The organism is Stenotrophomonas sp. YJH_SMC_106-19 (assembly GCF_059368375.1).
This window is the reverse complement of sequence record NZ_JCAFRQ010000004.1, coordinates 94,838-113,239: the sequence shown is the minus strand read 5'-3', so window position 1 is coordinate 113,239 and position 18,402 is coordinate 94,838. Positions and strand designations below refer to the sequence as shown.

Genomic DNA, 18,402 nt, shown 5'->3' with positions numbered 1-18,402 from the left:
CCGGCATCGCGGTCCCCATTACTGCGGCAGCACTTCCAGCGTGGCCACGTAGCTCAGGCGACGCTTGGCGGCCTGCTTCACCGAGGTCTTGTTGTCTTCAGTGCCGGTTTCCAGCCAGTACATGCCGGCTTCCGGCCAGGTCACCTTGATCTCGCCCTTGGCGTCGCTGGTCACCTTCAGTTCGTCCTGCGCGTTGCGGTAGCGGGTGGCGCCGCGCACGATCTCGAAGGCCAGCCCGGCCGTCGGCTTGCCATCGACCAGCACGCGGAAAGTGGCTTCCTCGCCGGCGAACAGATCGTTCGGGTGACCGACCGCAACCAGCTCGATGCCGCGGTTGGTCGGCTTCAGCGCGGTATCGTTCGGCGCGCCATTGGTCACGAACGTCTCCACGCGGCCGACCGACTGGCTCACTTCCAGCTTCTTCGCGTCCTTGGGCAGTTCGCCGAAGGTGGCGGCGGTACCGCGCCAGCGCTTGCGCTCGCCGTTCTGTTCGTAGGTGGCGAACAGGCCGTCATTGACCGAAGCGATGCGGTAAGTGCCCTGCTGCTTCAGCTCCAGATCGAACACGCTGCGGTACTTGCCGGTCGAGGCGTTCTGCGGCTGCACGGTGCTGCCGTCCGGCGCGGTGATCACCAGCGATTCCAGGCGCAGCGGCACGTGGTTGAAGTAGAACAGGTCGTTGGAGACCGCACCATCAACAGTGATCCACGGCGCATTGCCGGCGATCACGGTCTGCGAAGGCAGCAGCCAGGCCTTGTGGGCGAGTGCGGAAAAGGGAAGGGCAGCGGCCAGAGCGGCGGCGAGGACGAGCGTGCGCTTCATGCGGAAGACTCCAGGGACGTTGGATGGGTGGGGTCAGAGCCCTTCCTGCGGAAGGGATCCGACCCCGGAGTCAAATCCCCTTCCAACGGAAAGGGCTCTGACCCCGGCTCAGGCGGTTACGGTTTGATGGCGAGGGTCACCTGGCCCAGTTCGGTGGCGCCCTGCGCCTTGCCGTTCTGTGCGGCGGTGGCCGGCCAGGTGAAGGGGATCTTCAGCAGTTCGCGGCCACCGACTTCGCGCACCGCTTCCACCACCAGGGTGTAGTTGCCCGGGGCCAGCTGCTTAAGCGCCGGCTGCTTGTCGTTGAACGACAGCGCGTGCTTGCCGGCCGGGCGGGTTGGGCCGGTCACGCCGTCCACCGGCACCTGCAGGGTGCGGCCGCTCTTGCGCCACCACTGGCGCAGGTCGGGCAGCCACTTGGTGCCATGGCCTTCGTTGTTGCTGGTCTGCTGGTACCAGACCGACAGGTTGGCCGCGACTTTCTGGTCGGCGCCTTCCAGCCACACCGCTACGTAGGGACGGTGATACTCGGCGACATTGAGCTTGGGCACCTCGACGTTGATGTCGAGCGTGGCGGCATAGGCCGGCGAGGTGGCCAGCAGGCCGCTGAGGGCGATGGTCAGGGTGACGCGCATGGGGCGGCTCCGGTGAAGGGGATTCGATGGTTCAGTGGATCAGCAGCAGGGCGATCAACAGCGGGATCATCAGGCCGAGGCCGACCAGCGGCCAGGTCATGCGCCGCTGCCGTGCATGCAGGTGCAGCAGGAACAGGCCGGTGATGCAGAACACCAGGCAGGCCACGGCGAACAGGTCCAGGAACCAGCCCCACGCCGGGCCCGCGTTGCGGCCCTTGTGCAGGTCGTTGAGGTAGGACACCACGCCGCGGGAGGTTGATTCGTATTCCACCGCGCCGGTTTCGCGATCGATGCTGAGCCAAGCGTCGCCGCCGGGGCGTGGCAACGACAAGTAGATCTCCTCGGCCGACCACTCGGCCGGGCGACCGCCGATGGCGATGCCCAGCTGCGTATCCAGCCATTGCCCGGCCGGGCGGGGGATCGGCGCGTGGCCGTCCTCGCGCGTGCCGAGCTGGCCGAGCAGATCGGCCGGCAGTTGCAGCTGCTGGTTCTGCACCAGGGGCTTGGCTTCGATCTTCGCTGCGTGGTTGAGGGTCAGGCCGGTCACCGCGAACAGCAGCATGCCGATCAGGCACACCGCCGAGCTGATCCAGTGCCACTGGTGCAGCGTCCGCAGCCAGAAGCCGCGGCTCTGTTGCTGCTGCACGTTGGAGGGGGCGGAACGGCTCACGACGGGATTCAGGACGGATGCGGACTGCGCATTACATCATTGATGAGAATAGCTCGCAATTGCGTATCGTTCTGTATCCCGGTACCGGCCAAGGCCGGCACCGGGCAGGGTCGCCTCAGAACTTCGCGTTGAGCGAGATCCAGTAGCTGCGGCGCTGGTCCTTGGTCGCGTAATCGTCCACGCAGCTGAACTCGCTCTGGCTGATCAGCAGGCACGACTGCGAGACGAAGTCCTTGTCGAGCAGGTTGTTGATGCGTGCGTTGACGGTCAGCCATGCGTTGGCCTTCCAGCTGCCGCCGAGGTGGAAGATCGTGTAGTCCTCGTAGACGCGGTCGTGGCTGTTGCCGGCCGCATCGAGGATCGTATCGCGGTAGCGGTCGTAGCGGCCTTCGCCGATCAGCGACAGACTGACCGCGTCGCTGACCTGCCAGTTGAGGCTGGCGTTGGCCATATGCCGGGCCGGCATGGTGCCACTGATCGGCAGTCCCTTCTGCGGGCCACTGGTCTGTTCGCTGCGGGTCCAGGTGTAGTTGCCCCGCAGCTGCAGGGTTTCCAGCAGATCGACGTGCGCGGCCAGTTCGGCGCCACGGGTTTCGGCCTTGTCGATGTTCACGCTCTGGGTGAAGGTGCTGTAGCCCAGCGAGGCCCAGCCCGGCCCGATGTCCACGCAGTAGCCGCTGCCGGCCGGAGCCACCTCGCAGTTCGGGAAGGTGCCGCCGCTGGCGATCTTGTCTTCGAACCGGTTGAAGAAGCCGGTGACGTTGAAGCCCCAGCGCTGGCCTTCGTAGTAGGCAGCCAGCTCGTAGTTGGTGCTGGTTTCCGGCTTGAGGTTCGGCGAACCCACCAGCGGCAGCACGCCCTGCCCACCGAAGCCGGTGATGCCCGGGAACAGCTGGTCCGGGCGCGGTGTCTTGTAGCCGGTGCTGACACCGCCCTTGAAGGTCCATGCGTCGCTCGCATTCCACACCAGGTAGCCGCGCGGGCTGACATGGCTGCCGAACACGTTGTGGTCGTCGTAGCGCAGGCCGAAGGTCGCCGTGAGGGTATCGGTCAGTGCCCAGTTGTCCTCCGCGAACAGGGCCCACATGCGGTGCTTCTGTCGGGTGTTGCTGCGGTAGCCGGCGCCATCCATGCCGAACACGCCGTCGACCATGTCGGTGTCGTTGTACTGTCCGCCAACGGTCAGTTTGTGCGCGCCGAAATCGAGGTCGAGCATCGTGTCGAGCACGTAACCCTCAAGCTCCATCGTGCGCAGCGGACGTGGCAAGAACGCCTGCAGGCGCGCCATCTCGCTCGGGTCGAGGGCCGACAGTGCATTGCCACGACCGGCCGCACAGTTGTTGGCGGCGCCGGTGCGGCGGCAGACGTCATTCCACAGCGTCTGCAGGTTGGCGCGCTCGTCCAGGGTCAGTGGCAGCGAACGGCCGAGGTTGCTGCTCTTGCTGTGGGTCAGCGAGGTCTGCCAGGTGCCGAAGCTGTAGCGGCCCTGATGGGTCAGCGATACCTGGTCACGCTCATAGCGCTGGTAGGCGGTGTAGCCCACGCGCGGCTGCACCACGCGGCGGGTGATGGTGCCGCCGCCATCCGGATCGGGGATGACCGCATTGCCGACGCGCCACAGGCTGGCCAGGCTGTCGAGCGTGCCGGTCTGGCCCGCGCTGTTGTCGTACTTCTGCCGCGACACGTCGTAGTCCAGCCACAGTTCGTGGTCGTCATTGACGTGGACGTTCAGGCGCACGCCCGTGTTCCAGTTGGTGTTGGCCACCGACTTGCCGCCACCTCCGAAGCCGATGCTGCGTTCCCACAGGGTGCCATCGGGCAACGGCAGCGCATCCCATTCCGGATTGGACGCCTTCGCATCGTAATAGCTGCCGCGCACGGACAGGCCCAGGCGGTCCTTCAGCAGCGGACCACTCAGGTACACGTCGGTGCTGCGGGCATCGCCGAACTGGTCGTCCTGCTGCACGGTGAAGCCCTGGGTCAGCGCGCCGTGCCAGCTGTCCTGGTTGCGGCGGGTGATGATGTTGATGACACCGCCCATCGCATCCGAGCCGTACAGCGTGGACATCGGGCCGCGCACCACTTCGATGCGCTCGATCGCATCCAGCGGCGGCAGGTAGGAGAACTGTCCGCCACCGAAGTTGTTGGGATACAGCTGGCCGACGTTGCTCTGGCGGCGGCCGTCGATCAGTACCAGGGTGTATTCCGAGGGCAGGCCACGCATGGAGACGGTGGCGCGGCCATTCTTGTCGGTGGCTTCCAGGCCGACGTCGATGCCTTCCACATCGCGCAGCGCATCGACCAGGCTGGTGTAGGGGCGCTTGCTCAGTTCCTCGCGGCTGACCACGCTGATGCTGGCCGGGGCATCGGTGATTTTCTGTTCGAAGCCGGAGGCGGTGACGACCACCTTGTCCAGGGTCTGCGGCGCTCCGGCGATCTCTGCATGGGCGAAAGCAGGGGCCGCCATCGCCGCCAGCACGGCGCTGGTCAGCAGGGGGCGGGACAGGGACGAACGGACACGATGGCGCTGGGCCATGGCAGATACCTCGAAGAATGTAAGGCAGCGCGATGCCGGGTGCGGAGCGCGCACGGCAGGCAGGGAAAGCCCGGTCAGGGGCGGCAGGGAAGAAGCAGTCAGCGGCGTGTGGACGCGACCGCGCAGGCGGTCACGTCGGGCCGTGGATCAGGCGAGCGGCGGCGCCTGACCGCGTTGCTGGCGACGCCCGGGCGCGTCGGCCCAGGGCGTGTCCGGAGCGGCCAGTGGCCAGTCCGGGCGCACACCGGACATGGCCGGCGTGACGGGTACGAGTTCAAGTTCGGTACGCAGCCACTGGCTGGCCAGCAGCAGCGGCGGCGCCTTCTCGGCCGCTTTTACCGGGGCGGAGGCACAGCGGCGCAGCTTGGCCGGGGCTTCTTCCTGCAACGGGCCTTCGCCGCCACGTTCTTCCAGCGGCATCTGCAAGGTCATCGCTGTGGCCGGGTGCGGCAGCAGCGGCAGGGTGCCCAGCAGCAACGCCAGCATCGCCACCCATGCCAGCAGGCTGGCCAGCGCGGGACGCTGGCCGCGCATGGCGGTGCCCATCTTGCGATGGATGAGTGGGCGAGGGCGGAGCGGGCGCAGCAAGCGGGGGTCCCCAGATGGTTTGCCGGCAACGGCCAGCATCAACGGGGCGTGATTGTAATGAGAGCTGTTAGCCGTTGCAAATGAGAATGATTGCCAAAAATCGCGAGGCCGCCGGAAGCGGCTCAGACCTCGCTCCAGCGTCGCAGCAGGTTGTGATACACGCCGGTCAGCTGCAGCACCGCGTCAGCGTCGCCTCCGGTCTGCCGCAGGCGCTCGATGGACGTGTCCATTTCCCACAGCAGGCGACGCTGCACATCGTCGCGGACCATGCTCTGCACCCAGAAGAACGACGCCACGCGCGCGCCCCGGGTAACAGGATTGACCTGGTGCAGACTGCTGGAGGGATAGACGATCAGGTCGCCGGCAGGCAGCTTCACCTCGTGCTCGCCGTAGGTGTCGCTGATGATCAGCTCGCCGCCGTCGTACTCGTCCGGCGCCGACAGGAACAGGGTGCAGGAGATGTCCGAGCGCAGCTGCTCGCCGTTGCCCAGGTTCATCACTGCGCCATCGACGTGGAAGCCGTAGGTGCCGCCGCCGCGGTAGCGGTTGAAGCGTGGGGGGAGGATCTTCAACGGCAGTGCCGCAGCGAAGAACAGCGGGCTGCGCCGCAGTGCGGCGAGCACGCCGGCACCCAGCTCGGCTTTCACCGGTGACGCGTCCGGCAGCTGTTCGTTGTGCTTCACCTGCGCACCCTGGGCACCCACGGTCTCGCGGCCATCGGTCCAGTCGGCGGTGTCCAGTTGCTGGCGGACCTGTGCCACTTCATCAGCGGTGAGCACGTTGGGAATGTGCAGCAGCATGGTGTCGTCTCGTCGTTGCGCGGGGGAGCCGGGCTCCCCCGCGCCAGGACATCAGAAGCGGATGTCCGCGCTGAGCAGGAAGGTGCGCGGGGCACCCGGGGTGTAACGGTAGCCGCTCTTGTTGATGCTGGCCACGTAGGCCTTGTCGAACAGGTTGTAGCCGTTCAAGCGCAGCGAGATGTTCTCGTTGACCGCCCACGACACCACGGCGTCGTACACCACATAGGACTTGGTGAATGACGGCGTGCCGACAGCACCGTCGGTGCCACGATGCATGCCGGCGGCGTAGCGCACGCCACCCCCGACGGTGATGCCGTGGGCCAGCGTGTAGCTGGTCCAGCCGGTGAACGTATCGTCCGGCGTGTACGTCAGGTTGGTGGTGCCGTCGGCAGCGACCTTGGCGCCTTCCTTCACTTCGGTGTCGAGGTGGCTGAAGCCGGCCGACACCGACCAGTTGTCGGTCAGGCGGCCCACGGCGGACAGCTCCACGCCCTTCACGCGCTTGCTGCCGGTCTGGGTGGGGTTGCCGGCCTCGTCGAGCACAGTGGTATTGATCTCGTTGTCGACGTCGGTCTGGAACAACGCCAGGTTGACGGCCAGTGCATCATCCAGGAATGCCCACTTGCTGCCGACCTCGAAGGTCTTGGCCTTCTGCGGGTCCAGCTTGGGGTTGTCGGCGCTGCTGGCCGAGCTGCTCAGCTGGAAGTTGGCACCGCCCGGGGGCTGCTGCGAGATCGCGTAGTTGGCATACACGCTGACCGTGTCGCCCACCTTGTACAGCGCGCCCAGCTTCCAGTTCAACAGAGTGTCGGAGGCCTCCAGCGTGGGGTTGCGCAGCACGGTGCCGGCCGGATTGCTGCCGCAGGCGGGGCCACTCCGGCCGCCGCAGACCGAGGCGCTGGCGTACTCGGTCTTGTAGTGGTCGGCACGCACGCCGGCAGTCAGCAGGAAGCTGTCGCCGAATGCCAGCGTGTCGAACAGATACGCCGAGGACGTGGTGGTCTTGCCGTGGGCATCGGCGCCGTTATGCGCCCAGGTCAGCCCGGTCACGTTCCAGTCCGGGTCGTACAGGTTCGCGGCAGGCCAGCTGGTGCCGCCGGTGGCCGCCTGGCCGTAGCTGTCCAGTTCTTCGCGGGTGAACTCCAGGCCTGCGCTCAGGGCATGGCCGATGGCGCCGGTGCTGAAGTCGGCCCGCAGGTTCAACTGGTCGGTCAGGATGGTGTTGCGCTGGTCCTTGAAGGTCGGCAGGCTGCGCGCGATCGTGTAGGTCGAACGGTCGGCCGGGTTGGTGTAGCCGATGTTGCCGGTCGGACGACCATTGGCGCCGAGCGCGCCGGTACCCATGAAGGCGGTGAGCAGGTAGTCCTGCTCGGTGCGGCCCCAACGCGCGGTATTGGTCAGGCGCACGCTGTCGTTGAAATCATGTTCGAAGCGGAACGTGGCCATCTTCGCGGTCACGTCGTCGTGGTCGGCACGGGTGCCGTAGAAGTTCTCCGGATCCACCGGATGCCCGGCCAGCGCTTCGAGCGTCGGCTGCGGCGTCCAGCCCGGCAGCCCCAGGGTCGGCACGCCGCCGTCGGGGACGTTGTCCTGCTTCACGTACAGCAGGTTGAGGTAGTAGCGGGTGGCCGTGCCCAGGCCGAACGCCAGCGACGGGGCCAGGCCCCAGCGCTTGTTCTGCACATGATCGCGGCCGGGCTGGTCGCTGTCCTGCCACATCGCGTTGACGTGCAGCGCGCTGGTCGCGCTCAGCGACTGGTTCCAGTCACCGGTCGTCCGGCGCTGCTGGTCACTGCCCAGCGAAACGCTGGCCGAAGTGGCGTCCTGCAGGGTGGCCTGCTTGCTCACCAGGTTGATGGCGCCGGTCGGCGCCGAGCGACCATTGTCGGTCCCTGCTGGCCCCTTGGTCACTTCCACCTGTTCGATGTTGAACACGTCGCGCGAGATCGAGCCGAGGTCGCGCACGCCATCGACGAACAGGCTGTTGGAGGTGTCGAAGCCGCGCATGAACAGCGCATCGCCGGTGGTGGTGTTGCCGTTCTCGCCGGCATAGAAGGTGCCCACGCCCGGGCTGTTGCGCAGCGCTTCGGTCAGGGTGGTGGCGCCCTGCTGGTTGAACAGGTCGCTGGTGATGACCTGGATGGTCTGCGGGGTGTCCTGCAGCCGCTGGGTGAACTTCGGCGAGGCGACCTTGTCGGCCTTGTAGCCATGTGTGGCGTGCACGTCGATCTTGTCCAGCGTGCGGGCATTGTCGGTCGCTTCGGCGTGGGCCAGCGCGGGCAGCGTGGCCAGGCCGAGGCCGGCGGCCAGGCTGGCGGTCGCCAACGGCAGGTTGCGGAGTGGGGAGGCGTGCTTGCGGCTCTTGATCGGGTTCATGGGTCTGGGTGGGTAGCGGGACAGGAACGATCCGCCGGTGCCGGATGACGGCGCGGCAGGCAGGATCGGAAGCGGACTCGAAGCGGGATCGGAGGTGGAGGTCCGGCAAGCGCCGGACGCCCGGGCGCGGCCGGGGAGAGCGTCAGCTCAGCAGGGACGGAGGCGCCTGGCCGGGGGGGTAGTGGTAGCGCGACGGGAGCGCAGGGGCCGGGTAGGGTGACGGCGCGGTTGCCGGCACCGGTGGCGGCACTGGAAGCGGGCCACACAACTGCCGCAGCAGCGGGGACTTGATGCTCCGGCTGTCATCGGGCTCGGCTTCCACCCGTGGCATGGCCTGCTCGCGGGGCGGCGTGCCGAAAGGCGCTGCGGGCAGGCTGTCCTGCGCCTGCAGCGCCGGCGTGGTGACCAGCGAGCTGCGCGACCCTTCATGCAGCGCCGACCATCCCAGCAGCAGTGCCAGCAGCAGCGCAGCCAACAGCGGCCCGCCCGTGCGGGCAAGCTGGCAGAGCGTAGCGATGGGCGCGGGCGAGGCCATGGCGCGGCGATGGGCATTACGAAGATGTTACGTAGAGTAACAGCAACGATAATGATTCGCATCTTCGGTGTTGCGGGAGGTTTTTACCTGGCCACTCGCGGCCCTGTGGGCGCCTGCAGGGCCCTTCCCAGGCGGGGCGGATGGGCCGGTCAGTCCCGGTCGTCGCGGGTCCAGATGGCGTCGTGCTCGCGCTTGACCGGGAACTTGGGGACCGGGCTGTACGCGGGGGCACACAGGGCACGACCATCACGCACGTCGAAGCGGGCACCGTGCAGCACGCACTCGACGCTGCCTTCGGTGGTGTTGAACTCGCCGGAGGACAACTCGAATTCCTCGTGCGTGCACTGGTCTTCCAGGGCATACAGCTCGCCATCGAGGTTGAACACCACGATCGGCGTACCGGTAACCTCGTCGAACACGCTCTTCATTTCACCCGGCAGCAGGTCGCTGCCGGCGCAGACGAAGGTCCACGCGTCGCTCATGCGGTGGCTCCCGCCAGCGGCTTTTCCAGGATCTCGAAGCGCAGATCGTCGCGCTTGGGAATGCCGAAGCGCTCGTCGCCGTAGGGGAACGGCTTCTTGATGCCGGTGCGGCGGTAGCCACGGCGCTCGTAGAAGGCGATCAGTTCGTCGCGCACGTCGATCACGGTCATCTGCATCACCGGCACGCCCCATTCGCGCGCGGCGTGGGCTTCGGCCGCATCCATCAGCTGCTTGCCGACGCCGCCCCCCTGCTGGGCCGGATCGACCGAGAACATGCCGAAGTAGCCCTTGCCGTCGACATCGGCGACGTGGGCGCAGGCCACGAGGCGGCCCTCGCGCTCCGCCAGCAGGATGGTCGAGCGGGGACGGTCGAGGTCGGTCTGGATGCCTTCGGCATCGATGCGGGCGCCGTCCAGCAGGTCGGCTTCGGTGGTCCAGCCGGCCCGGCTGGCGTCACCCCGGTAGGCGGAGGTCACCAGCGAGATGAGGGCGGGGATATCGGCCGACGTAGCGGCGCGGAAGGTCAGGGTGCTCATGGCGCCATTCTAGGTGGGGCGTGGGCGGCCGCAAATGGGGAGGTGGGGTCAGATCCCTTTCGCGCGACGAAAGGGATCTGACCCCGGCGTCTACTGACCCGACGCCACACCATGAACCGACTGGCACGGGCGCTGAATCGGCAGATGCTTGGGGTCAGATCCCTTCGCGCATTGAAGGGCTCTGACCCCTTGTTTCCAGGAGGAGCCCATGCCAAGGCCACCACGGATCGATGCACCCGGATACCCGCAACATGTCGTCCAGCGCGGCAACAATCGCCAGCCCGTGTTCTTCAGCGAGGGCGACCGCGTCGCCTACCTGCGCCTGCTGTGCCACCACGCGGGCCAGCAGCACTGCCGGATTCACGCCTATGTCCTGATGGACAACCACGTCCACCTTCTGGTGACGCCTGATGTTTCCGGTGGGCTGTCGCGGATGATGCAGGCGGTGAACCGGGCCTACGTGCGCCGGGTGAATGATCGGCAGGGCCGCACTGGAACCCTGTGGGAGGGGCGTTTCCATTCCACGCTGGTGGATACGGATCGCTATCTGCTGGCCTGCCAGCGCTATATCGAGCTCAACCCGGTGCGTGCGGGGAGGGTGGAGCATGCCGGACACTATCGCTGGTCGAGCTATCGAGCCAATGCGCAGGGCAGAGCGAATGCGCTGGTCTTGCCGCATTCGGCATTCGAGCTGATTGCCTTGGATCTGGATGAACGGCGCAGGCGCTATGCGGAGTTCATCGAGGAAGGTATTCCTGCCGCGGATGTGGCGGCGATCCGGCGAGCATTGCAGTCGCAACGGCAGTTGTCGGGAATGCTGATGGGGTCAGATCCCTTTCGCGGTGCGAAAGGGATCTGACCCCGGTGTGCTGGGCGGCGTAGGCGTTACGCGGAATTCGTTGCGCAGGGCATTCCTGCGGGTGATCTGGCGGAGATTCGGGGAGCGTTGCAGTCGCAGCGACGGTTGTCGCGGATGCTGACGGGGTCAGAGCCCTTTCGCGATGCGAAAGGGATGTGACCCCAGCTGTGCCGCTTTCGCGATGCGAAAGGGATCTGACCCCGGTGTTCCGGGTCAGCCGAGCAACTTACGTACCTTGGTCAGCGCGATCATGAACTGCTCGATCTCTTCGTGCGTGTTGTAGAACGCCAGCGAGGCACGGCAGGTGGCCGCGACACCGAAGTACTGCAGCAACGGATGTGCGCAGTGCTGGCCGGAACGCACGGCCACGCCTTCCAGGTCGAGCAGGGTGGCCAAGTCGTGTGCATGCGCGCCGTCGATCAGGAACGAGACCACGGCCGCCTTCTCCGGCGCTTCACCGATGATGCGCAGGCCCTCGACGCGGCGCAGCTCTTCGGTGAAGTGGGCGAGCAGCTCGGCTTCCCGCGCCTCCACGTGCTCCTGGCCGATGTCCTGCAGGTAGTCGGCGGCCACGCCCAGGCCGATGAAGCCGGCGATGTTCGGAGTGCCGGCCTCGAACTTGTGCGGGGCATCGTTGAACACGGTGCCGTCGAAGCTGACTTCCTTGATCATCTCGCCACCGCCGAGGAACGGCGGCATCGCATCCAGATGCTCGCGGCGTGCCCACAGGGCGCCGGTGCCGGTCGGTCCGCACATCTTGTGGCCGGTGATGGCATAGAAGTCGCAGCCGATCGCGGCGACGTCGACCTTGCGGTGTGGTGCGGCCTGCGAACCGTCCACCACGGTGATGATGCCGCGCTTGCGCGCCTCACGGCAGATCTCGCGCACCGGGTTGACCGTGCCGAGCACATTGGACACGTGGGTGACCGCCAGCAGCTTGACCTCGGGGGTCATGGCCGCACGCAGCGCATCAAGGTCGAGCGCGCCATCCGGGGTGATCTCGGCCACGCGGATGGTGGCGCCGGTACGCTGCGCGACCAGCTGCCACGGCACGATGTTGGCGTGGTGCTCCATGCGCGAGACCAGGATTACATCACCGGACTTCAATCGCGGCAGCGCCCACGAGTATGCCACCAGGTTGATGGCGAAGGTGGTGCCGCTGCACAGCACCAGATCGCTGGGGCGCACGTTGAGGAAGCGCGCCAGTTTGTTGCGCGCACCTTCGTAGGCATCGGTGGCTTCACTGCCCAGGGCATGCACCGCGCGGCTGACGTTGGCGTTGTAGCGGCGATAGAACTCATCCACCGCGCCGATCACCTGCACCGGTTTCTGGCCGGTGTTGGCGTTGTCGAAATAGACCAGCGGCTTGCCATGCACTTCACGCATCAGCAGCGGGAAGTCGAGACGCACGCGATCCCAGTCAGGGGCGCTGGCGCGTTCCTCGATCGGGCGCGGGGTGGAGAGATTCATGCCACACCCGCCTCGGCCAGGGCCTTGTCCAGGCGGCGTGCCAGCTGCTCGCGCAGCGCATCCGGCAGTACCTTCAGCGGCTCATGGCAGAACGCGGCACTCAGCAGTGCCTGCGCCTGTGCCTGTGGCAGGCCACGCGAGCGCAGGTAGAACAGCGCGTTCGCATCGAGCTGGCCGACGGTCGCACCGTGTGCGGCTTTCACTTCGTCGGCATCGATCACCAGCACCGGCTGGGTGTCGATCTCGGCGTCGGCCGACAGCAGCAGGTTCTTGTTGGACAGGTTCGCGTCGGTGCCGTCGGCGCCTTCGCGGATCTGGATGCCACCATGGAACACCACGCGGCTGCGGTTGGCGGCCACGCCGCGCCACAGCAGCTCGCTACGGGTATCGCGGGCGATGTGGTCGATGCCCAGGCGGGTATCGACGTGGCGGCGGCCATTGCCGAGCAGCACGCCATTGGCGGTCAGCTGCGCGTTGTCGCCTTCCAGCCGTACGTTCAGTTCATGGCGGCTGAGCGCGGCGCCCAGTTCCAGGTCCACGCGGTGATACTGCGCGTCACGGGCCAGCACCGCGTCGGTGCGCAGGATGCTGGTCTGGCGTGCACTGCCGGCCTGCACGCGCGCATGCTTGAGCACGGCATCGCGCGCAACGTGGACGTGCAGCACGGTGTTGTCCAGGTGGGCGGAGTCACCGACGCTGAAGCGGTGTTCGACCACGCCCAGGCTGGCGCCGGCACGCAGTTCGATCAGGTGGCGGTGGTGCCAGGCCAGATCGGTGTCACCGGCGACGCTGGCGAACACCAGCTGCAGCGGTGCCTCGACCTGCACGCCGTCGTCCACGCGCAGCACCGCGCCTTCATCGGCCAGGGCGGCATTCAGGCGGGCGAACACTTCGTCGCTGCGCTCGTAGCGGCGGCCGAGGAAACGCGCGGCATCCTCACCGGCGGCCAGCGCCGAGGACAGCGGTTCCAGCTGCACGCCGGCCGGCAGGCCGTGGGTGTCGCTCAGTGCGTCGCTGAGGCGGCCGTTGACGAACACCAGGCGCGGCGCGGGGATGTCTTCCAGCACGGCCACATCCAGCACCGGCGGCGACAGCGGCGCGGCGGCGAAGGCACGGCGCTCCAGCTGGCGCAGCGAGGTGTACTTCCAGGCTTCGTTGCGGGCGGCCGGCAGGCCATCACGCAGGGCTGCATCCAGCACTTCGCGGCGCGCATCGCTGCCGCAGAAGGCCTGGGCCATGGAATCAAGCAGGGCGCTCATCAGACCGCCGCCTCGGGCACGACCCGGTCCTTCAGGAAGTCATAACCGTGCGCTTCCAGTTCCAGCGCCAGTTCCGGGCCACCGCTCTTGACGATGCGGCCGTCGGCCAGCACGTGCACCACGTCCGGCTTGATGTAGTCCAGCAGGCGCTGGTAGTGGGTGATGACCAGGAACGAACGGTCGGCGGCGCGCAGCGCATTGACGCCGTCGGCCACGCTCTTCAGCGCATCGATGTCCAGGCCCGAATCGGTTTCGTCGAGGATCGCCAGCTTCGGTTCCAGCACGGCCAGCTGGAAGATCTCGTTGCGCTTCTTCTCGCCACCGGAGAAGCCTTCGTTGACGCCACGGTGCAGCAGTTCGTCCTTCAGGTGCAGCACGGCCAGCTTCTGCCGTACCAGCTTGAGGAACTGCATGGAATCGAGTTCGTCCTCACCGCGTGCCTTGCGCTGTGCGTTCAGTGCCGCGCGCAGGAAGTAGGTGTTGTTCACGCCGGGGATTTCCACCGGATACTGGAACGCCAGGAACAGGCCGGCAGCGGCGCGCGCTTCCGGGTCCTGGTCGAGCAGATCGACCCCGTCGAACCGGACGCTGCCCTCGGTCACTTCATAGCCGTCTCGGCCCGCCAGGACGTTGCCCAGGGTGGACTTGCCGGCGCCGTTCGGGCCCATGATGGCGTGCACCTGGCCGGGCTGGACGTCCAGCGAAAGGCCCTTGAGGATTTCCTTGTCGCCGATGCGGGCGTGGAGGTTTTCGATCTTCAGCATGGTGGGAATTTCCGTGAGGCGGGCCGCAGCCCGCCGATAAAAAGAATGCGTTGCGAGGGCAGGGCTCAGCCCACCGAACCTTCCAGCGAGACTTCCAGCAGCTTCTTGGCTTCCACTGCGAATTCCATCGGCAGCTCGCGGAACACCTGCTTGCAGAAGCCGTCGACGATCATCGACACCGCGTCTTCCTGGCTGATGCCACGGGCGCGGCAGTAGAACAGCTGGTCGTCGGAAATCTTGGAGGTGGTGGCCTCGTGCTCGACGGTGGCGCCCGGGTTCTTCACCTCGATGTAGGGGAAGGTGTGGGCGCCGCACTGCTTGCCGATCAGCAGCGAATCGCACTGGGTGTAGTTGCGTGCGCCCTCGGCATTGCGGTCGACCTTGACCAGGCCGCGGTAGGTGTTCTGGCCACGACCGGCGCTGATGCCCTTGCTGACGATCTTGCTCTTGGTGCGCTTGCCGACGTGGATCATCTTGGTGCCGGTGTCGGCCTGCTGGCGATGGTGGGTCAGCGCGACGGAGTGGAATTCGCCGACCGAGTCATCGCCCAGCAGCACGCAGGACGGATACTTCCAGGTGATCGCCGAGCCGGTCTCGACCTGGGTCCAGGTGACCTTGCTGCGTGCGCCGCGGCACTCGGCGCGCTTGGTGACGAAGTTGTAGATGCCACCGACGCCGTTCTCGTCGCCCGGATACCAGTTCTGCACCGTGGAGTACTTGATCTCCGCATCTTCCAGCGCCACCAGCTCGACCACTGCGGCGTGCAGCTGGTTCTCGTCGCGCATCGGGGCGGTGCAGCCTTCCAGGTAGGACACGTAGGCCTTGTCCTCGCACACGATCAGGGTGCGCTCGAACTGGCCGGTGTGGCCGGCGTTGATGCGGAAGTAGGTGCTCAGCTCCATCGGGCAGCGCACGTCCCTGGGAATGAACACGAAGCTGCCATCGGAGAACACCGCCGAGTTGAGCGCGGCGAAGTAGTTGTCACCGACCGGCACCACGGTGCCCAGGTACTGGCGCACCAGTTCCGGATGTTCCTTGATGGCTTCGGACATCGAACAGAAGATGATGCCCTTCTCGGCCAGTTCCTTGCGGAATGTGGTTCCGACCGAGACCGAGTCGAACACCGCGTCCACCGCCACACCGGCCAGCTTGGCGCGCTCGTGCAGCGGCACGCCCAGCTTGTCGTAGGTATCGAGCAGTTCCTTGGGCACGTCATCCAGCGAGGCGTACTTCGGGCCCTTCGGTGCCGAGTAATAGCTGAGCGCCTGCAGGTCGATCGGGGCGATCTGCAGCTTGGCCCAGTTCGGCATCGGCATCGTCAGGAAGTGGCGGTAGGCGTCCAGGCGCCACTGCGTCATCCATTCCGGCTCGTCCTTCTTGGCGGACAGCGCACGGATGGTGTCCTCGTCCAGGCCCGGGGGCAGCGAGTCCGATTCGATGTCCGTGACGAAGCCGGCGGAGTACTTGCGGCCGAGCTGCTCATGGATCTCGCGGTTGGGGGTGTCGTCGTGGGCGACGGTTTCGATGGTTTCGGTGGCCATGGGGGGGCTGCCTACGGATCAGGAGACGACGTCGACAGCGATGGTGCGGCGCTGTTCGTCATCGACAAGGGGAAGAGGGGGCAGGATCTGCGCCAGGCTGACATCGCGAAGGGCCTCGGAGACCACGTCGTTGATCAGCCGCCAGCTGCTGCGCGCGCCGCACTTGGGCGCCATGCCGCACTGGTGGTGGTCGTGGCTGCACTCGGTCAGGGCCAGCGGCCCTTCCATTGCTTCCACCACTTCGAACAGCGAGACCTCCACGGCGGGCCGGGTCAGCCGATAGCCGCCGCGGACGCCGCGCAGGCCCTCGACCAGGCCGGCCTGTGCCAGCGGCTTGAGGACCTTGCTGACGGTGGGCGGCTCCAGGCCGGTGAATTCGGCCAGCTCGGTGGCGCTGAGCACTTCGCCCGGACGGGCGGCGAGCACGGTCAGCACGACGGTGGCGTAATCGGTGAGTTTGGTGACGCGCAACATGGGGGATGCGAGCGGTTCTTAAAGCGGACTGAAATTGTACGCTTTTCTTCGCCGGCATCCAACCCGGGCATTCAGCCGGCGCTGGGAGACCCTGGCCGGGGCCGTTCACCCGCAGTCACGATCGGGGCGACATGCTGGAGCATCGGGACGATTTTCGCAATTGCCCGGAATGGGCGAGAATCCGGGTTCCTTTCGCTGCAAACAGCCCGTGCCGATGCCGAAGAAGATCCAAGCCCGCAAGTCCGCCATCCATGGCAACGGTGTGTTCGCCGTGGCCCCGATCAAGCAGGGCGAGCGCGTGATCCAGTACAAGGGCCTGCTGCGCAGCCATGGCGACGTCGATGCCGATGACAGCGGTGACGTCGAAAGCGGCCACACCTTCCTGTTCACCCTCAACGACGACTGGGTGATCGATGCCAATTACAAGGGCAACGATGCGCGCTGGATCAACCACAGCTGCGACCCCAACTGCGAGGCGGTGATCGAGGAAGATGCGGACGGCGACAGCCGTGGTGACAAGGTGTTCATCGAAGCGCTGCGCGATATCGCCGCCGGTGAGGAGCTGACCTACAACTACGGCATCGTCCTGGCCGAGCGCCATACGGCCAAGCTGAAGAAGATCTGGGAGTGCCGCTGCGGTTCCCCCAAGTGCACCGGCACCATGCTGCAGCCCAAGCGCTGACCGGCACCGGGTACGGCCGGCCGATCGCCGGCCGCATCGCGGACATGCACCTGCCATCGACACGCGGGTCACTCCGCTTCAATGCACGTTGCCGCACGCTGGTTGCTCATCCTCACCAACGGGAGTGCACTCATGGCCCAGCGCCTCAAAGGCAGACAGATCGCCATCCTGGCCACCCACGGCTTCGAGCAGTCCGAACTGATTGAACCCAAGCGCCTGCTTGAAGCGGAAGGCGCCCGGGTCAGCGTGATATCGCCGGCGAAGGAAGCCACCATCAAAGGCTGGAAAGAGAAGGACTGGGGCGAGGCGGTGGCGGTGGACATCCCCCTGAGCGAAGCCGACGCGGCAGGGTTCGATGCGCTGGTGTTGCCCGGTGGCGTGATCAATCCGGACACGCTTCGCACGGATCAGGCCGCCGTGGACTTCATCCGCGACGTGGCGGCGGCCGGCAAGCCGGTCGCGGCGATCTGCCACGGCCCCTGGCTGTTGATCAACAGTGATCTGGCCAACGGCCGCGAGGTCACCTCGTGGCCGTCACTGCAGCAGGATCTGCTCAACGCCGGTGCGCGCTGGCAGGATGCCGAGGTGGTGGTGGACGGCAATCTGATCACCAGCCGCAAGCCCGACGACATTCCCGCCTTCAGCGAGGCCGTCGTCCGCGCGCTGGCCGCCTGACGATTCGAAGCTGACATCGTGGCGTGCCCGGCCGCTGGACGCCGCCGGGCACCGTGTTGCCGCTCGGCTCAGTTGCCGAGCAGGCCCGCAGGCACCAGGTTGCCGAGGTTCTGGTTGAAGGTGACGACCAGCTTGCCGTTCTTCACCTGTGCCGATTGCACCTGCAGCGCACCGAGCATGCCGGCCACGGCCGGATCAAGCTTGTAGATCGGTTCACGCTGCGCATAGTCGCTCAGCCAGGCATTGAGCAGCCCACGGGTACGTGAATCGAGGCGGCCGCCCTGATTGGCCGGGGTGAAATCGTCCACGCTCGGCTGCTGCAGGTGGAAGCCCTGGGTCTGGGCGTCATAACGCAGGCCGCTGCTGAGCTTGACCGTACCGAGCTTGGCCGGACTGCCGCCGGCGGTCGCAAGCGCCACGTCCATGCCCAGGTTCAGGCGTTCGCCTGCGGGAAGGCTCAGTTGTGGATGGCTCATCGTCAGCGCGATCAGGCCGCCAAGTGCATCCTGGGTACGCGGGAAACTGCCGTCCAGGTACTGCTGCACGTCGCTGGCGCCAACCGAGAGTTCGCGGCCGGAAATCGAAGGTGCGGCCTGCGCGCCGATCGCAGCGGCGATCAGGACGGTGGCGGCGGCGAGGCGGGTCATCAGGGGACGCAGGCGCATGGCGGTGACCGGAAAGGGCGGGGTGGCTACAGA

Annotated in this window: 19 protein-coding genes; 3 read left to right on the top strand and 16 right to left on the bottom strand. The window is 66.6% G+C overall.

Annotation, left to right across the window (positions count from 1 at the left end):
• Positions 1-18 precede the first annotated feature (18 nt).
• The 10 genes from AC5P5M_RS13085 to AC5P5M_RS13040 all read right to left on the bottom strand — a co-directional run bounded on the left by AC5P5M_RS13085 (position 19) and on the right by AC5P5M_RS13040 (position 9,980).
• Entirely contained in the window at positions 19-822 is an 804-nt protein-coding gene (locus tag AC5P5M_RS13085) for a DUF4198 domain-containing protein (RefSeq protein WP_128990343.1), read from the bottom strand.
• A gap of 116 nt (positions 823-938) precedes the next feature.
• On the bottom strand, positions 939-1,457 hold the full coding sequence (locus AC5P5M_RS13080; protein WP_065174546.1) for a DUF2271 domain-containing protein: 519 nt from the start codon (positions 1,455-1,457) through the stop codon (positions 939-941).
• Between the two features lie 31 nt (positions 1,458-1,488).
• The gene (locus AC5P5M_RS13075) at positions 1,489-2,127 is read right to left on the bottom strand and encodes a PepSY-associated TM helix domain-containing protein (RefSeq protein WP_495206008.1); all 639 of its coding nucleotides are present in this window, start codon (positions 2,125-2,127) and stop codon (positions 1,489-1,491) included.
• Positions 2,128-2,242: 115 nt separating this feature from the next.
• Positions 2,243-4,663: a TonB-dependent receptor domain-containing protein gene (locus tag AC5P5M_RS13070; RefSeq protein WP_495206007.1), complete on the bottom strand. Its 2,421-nt coding sequence runs from the start codon at positions 4,661-4,663 to the stop codon at positions 2,243-2,245.
• A gap of 147 nt (positions 4,664-4,810) precedes the next feature.
• Entirely contained in the window at positions 4,811-5,209 is a 399-nt protein-coding gene (locus AC5P5M_RS13065; protein WP_065182421.1) for a hypothetical protein, read from the bottom strand.
• Between the two features lie 164 nt (positions 5,210-5,373).
• Positions 5,374-6,051 carry a Fe2+-dependent dioxygenase gene (locus AC5P5M_RS13060; RefSeq protein WP_197572164.1) on the bottom strand — a complete coding sequence of 226 codons (678 nt, stop codon included), beginning with the start codon at positions 6,049-6,051 and terminating at the stop codon, positions 5,374-5,376.
• 51 nt (positions 6,052-6,102) lie between these two features.
• On the bottom strand, positions 6,103-8,427 hold the full coding sequence (locus tag AC5P5M_RS13055; protein ID WP_495206006.1) for a catecholate siderophore receptor Fiu: 2,325 nt from the start codon (positions 8,425-8,427) through the stop codon (positions 6,103-6,105).
• A 142-nt stretch (positions 8,428-8,569) separates the two neighbouring features.
• Entirely contained in the window at positions 8,570-8,962 is a 393-nt protein-coding gene (locus tag AC5P5M_RS13050) for a hypothetical protein (RefSeq protein WP_053516646.1), read from the bottom strand.
• Between the two features lie 149 nt (positions 8,963-9,111).
• A complete protein-coding gene (locus tag AC5P5M_RS13045; protein WP_053516647.1) occupies positions 9,112-9,444 on the bottom strand; it encodes a non-heme iron oxygenase ferredoxin subunit in 333 nt (110 codons plus the stop codon).
• Positions 9,441-9,980 carry a GNAT family N-acetyltransferase gene (locus tag AC5P5M_RS13040; RefSeq protein ID WP_111186002.1) on the bottom strand — a complete coding sequence of 180 codons (540 nt, stop codon included), beginning with the start codon at positions 9,978-9,980 and terminating at the stop codon, positions 9,441-9,443. Before AC5P5M_RS13040 ends, AC5P5M_RS13045 begins: the two co-directional genes overlap by 4 nt.
• Before the next feature lie 208 nt (positions 9,981-10,188).
• On the opposite strand from AC5P5M_RS13040, the gene AC5P5M_RS13035 reads away from it, so the two are divergent.
• Positions 10,189-10,839, top strand: a complete 651-nt coding sequence (locus tag AC5P5M_RS13035) for a transposase (protein ID WP_495206005.1) — start codon at positions 10,189-10,191, stop codon at positions 10,837-10,839.
• 213 nt (positions 10,840-11,052) lie between these two features.
• Here the strand turns inward: AC5P5M_RS13035 and AC5P5M_RS13030 are convergent, their stop codons facing one another.
• From AC5P5M_RS13030 to AC5P5M_RS13010, 5 genes are all read right to left on the bottom strand, one after another.
• The gene (locus AC5P5M_RS13030; protein WP_164151752.1) at positions 11,053-12,309 is read right to left on the bottom strand and encodes a cysteine desulfurase; all 1,257 of its coding nucleotides are present in this window, start codon (positions 12,307-12,309) and stop codon (positions 11,053-11,055) included.
• Complete coding sequence (sufD, locus tag AC5P5M_RS13025; protein WP_065182414.1) at positions 12,306-13,568, bottom strand: Fe-S cluster assembly protein SufD; 1,263 nt, start codon at positions 13,566-13,568, stop codon at positions 12,306-12,308. The genes AC5P5M_RS13030 and sufD overlap by 4 nt, the downstream gene beginning before the upstream one ends.
• Positions 13,568-14,332, bottom strand: a complete 765-nt coding sequence (gene sufC, locus AC5P5M_RS13020; RefSeq protein ID WP_053516654.1) for a Fe-S cluster assembly ATPase SufC — start codon at positions 14,330-14,332, stop codon at positions 13,568-13,570. Before sufC ends, sufD begins: the two co-directional genes overlap by 1 nt.
• Before the next feature lie 65 nt (positions 14,333-14,397).
• Positions 14,398-15,873, bottom strand: coding sequence for a Fe-S cluster assembly protein SufB (gene sufB, locus AC5P5M_RS13015; protein WP_495206004.1), 1,476 nt, complete (start codon positions 15,871-15,873; stop codon positions 14,398-14,400).
• 18 nt (positions 15,874-15,891) lie between these two features.
• Positions 15,892-16,347 carry an SUF system Fe-S cluster assembly regulator gene (locus AC5P5M_RS13010; protein WP_053516656.1) on the bottom strand — a complete coding sequence of 152 codons (456 nt, stop codon included), beginning with the start codon at positions 16,345-16,347 and terminating at the stop codon, positions 15,892-15,894.
• Positions 16,348-16,561: 214 nt separating this feature from the next.
• Here AC5P5M_RS13010 and AC5P5M_RS13005 point away from each other — a divergent pair, with 214 nt between their 5' ends.
• Positions 16,562-17,029, top strand: coding sequence for an SET domain-containing protein (locus AC5P5M_RS13005; RefSeq protein WP_053516698.1), 468 nt, complete (start codon positions 16,562-16,564; stop codon positions 17,027-17,029).
• 132 nt (positions 17,030-17,161) lie between these two features.
• The gene (locus AC5P5M_RS13000; protein WP_111186009.1) at positions 17,162-17,704 is read left to right on the top strand and encodes a type 1 glutamine amidotransferase domain-containing protein; all 543 of its coding nucleotides are present in this window, start codon (positions 17,162-17,164) and stop codon (positions 17,702-17,704) included.
• A 68-nt stretch (positions 17,705-17,772) separates the two neighbouring features.
• On the opposite strand, the gene AC5P5M_RS12995 is transcribed toward AC5P5M_RS13000, so the two are convergent.
• Positions 17,773-18,369 carry a YceB family lipoprotein gene (locus AC5P5M_RS12995; RefSeq protein WP_065174554.1) on the bottom strand — a complete coding sequence of 199 codons (597 nt, stop codon included), beginning with the start codon at positions 18,367-18,369 and terminating at the stop codon, positions 17,773-17,775.
• Positions 18,370-18,402 lie beyond the last annotated feature (33 nt).

Bases quoted from the DNA above. Each gene is read 5' to 3' on its own strand.
- AC5P5M_RS13060 (WP_197572164.1), bottom strand. From the start codon at position 6,051: ATGCTGCTGCACATTCCCAACGTGCTCACCGCTGATGAAGTGGCACAG.
- AC5P5M_RS13065 (WP_065182421.1), bottom strand. From the start codon at position 5,209: ATGGGCACCGCCATGCGCGGCCAGCGTCCCGCGCTGGCCAGCCTGCTG.
- AC5P5M_RS13055 (WP_495206006.1), bottom strand. From the start codon at position 8,427: ATGAACCCGATCAAGAGCCGCAAGCACGCCTCCCCACTCCGCAACCTG.
- sufB (WP_495206004.1), bottom strand. From the start codon at position 15,873: ATGGCCACCGAAACCATCGAAACCGTCGCCCACGACGACACCCCCAAC.
- AC5P5M_RS13000 (WP_111186009.1), top strand. From the start codon at position 17,162: ATGGCCCAGCGCCTCAAAGGCAGACAGATCGCCATCCTGGCCACCCAC.
- AC5P5M_RS13050 (WP_053516646.1), bottom strand. From the start codon at position 8,962: ATGGCCTCGCCCGCGCCCATCGCTACGCTCTGCCAGCTTGCCCGCACG.
- AC5P5M_RS13080 (WP_065174546.1), bottom strand. From the start codon at position 1,457: ATGCGCGTCACCCTGACCATCGCCCTCAGCGGCCTGCTGGCCACCTCG.
- AC5P5M_RS12995 (WP_065174554.1), bottom strand. From the start codon at position 18,369: ATGCGCCTGCGTCCCCTGATGACCCGCCTCGCCGCCGCCACCGTCCTG.
- AC5P5M_RS13010 (WP_053516656.1), bottom strand. From the start codon at position 16,347: ATGTTGCGCGTCACCAAACTCACCGATTACGCCACCGTCGTGCTGACC.
- AC5P5M_RS13045 (WP_053516647.1), bottom strand. From the start codon at position 9,444: ATGAGCGACGCGTGGACCTTCGTCTGCGCCGGCAGCGACCTGCTGCCG.
- AC5P5M_RS13085 (WP_128990343.1), bottom strand. From the start codon at position 822: ATGAAGCGCACGCTCGTCCTCGCCGCCGCTCTGGCCGCTGCCCTTCCC.
- AC5P5M_RS13030 (WP_164151752.1), bottom strand. From the start codon at position 12,309: ATGAATCTCTCCACCCCGCGCCCGATCGAGGAACGCGCCAGCGCCCCT.
- AC5P5M_RS13040 (WP_111186002.1), bottom strand. From the start codon at position 9,980: ATGAGCACCCTGACCTTCCGCGCCGCTACGTCGGCCGATATCCCCGCC.
- AC5P5M_RS13070 (WP_495206007.1), bottom strand. From the start codon at position 4,663: ATGGCCCAGCGCCATCGTGTCCGTTCGTCCCTGTCCCGCCCCCTGCTG.
- sufC (WP_053516654.1), bottom strand. From the start codon at position 14,332: ATGCTGAAGATCGAAAACCTCCACGCCCGCATCGGCGACAAGGAAATC.
- AC5P5M_RS13005 (WP_053516698.1), top strand. From the start codon at position 16,562: ATGCCGAAGAAGATCCAAGCCCGCAAGTCCGCCATCCATGGCAACGGT.
- sufD (WP_065182414.1), bottom strand. From the start codon at position 13,568: ATGAGCGCCCTGCTTGATTCCATGGCCCAGGCCTTCTGCGGCAGCGAT.
- AC5P5M_RS13035 (WP_495206005.1), top strand. From the start codon at position 10,189: ATGCCAAGGCCACCACGGATCGATGCACCCGGATACCCGCAACATGTC.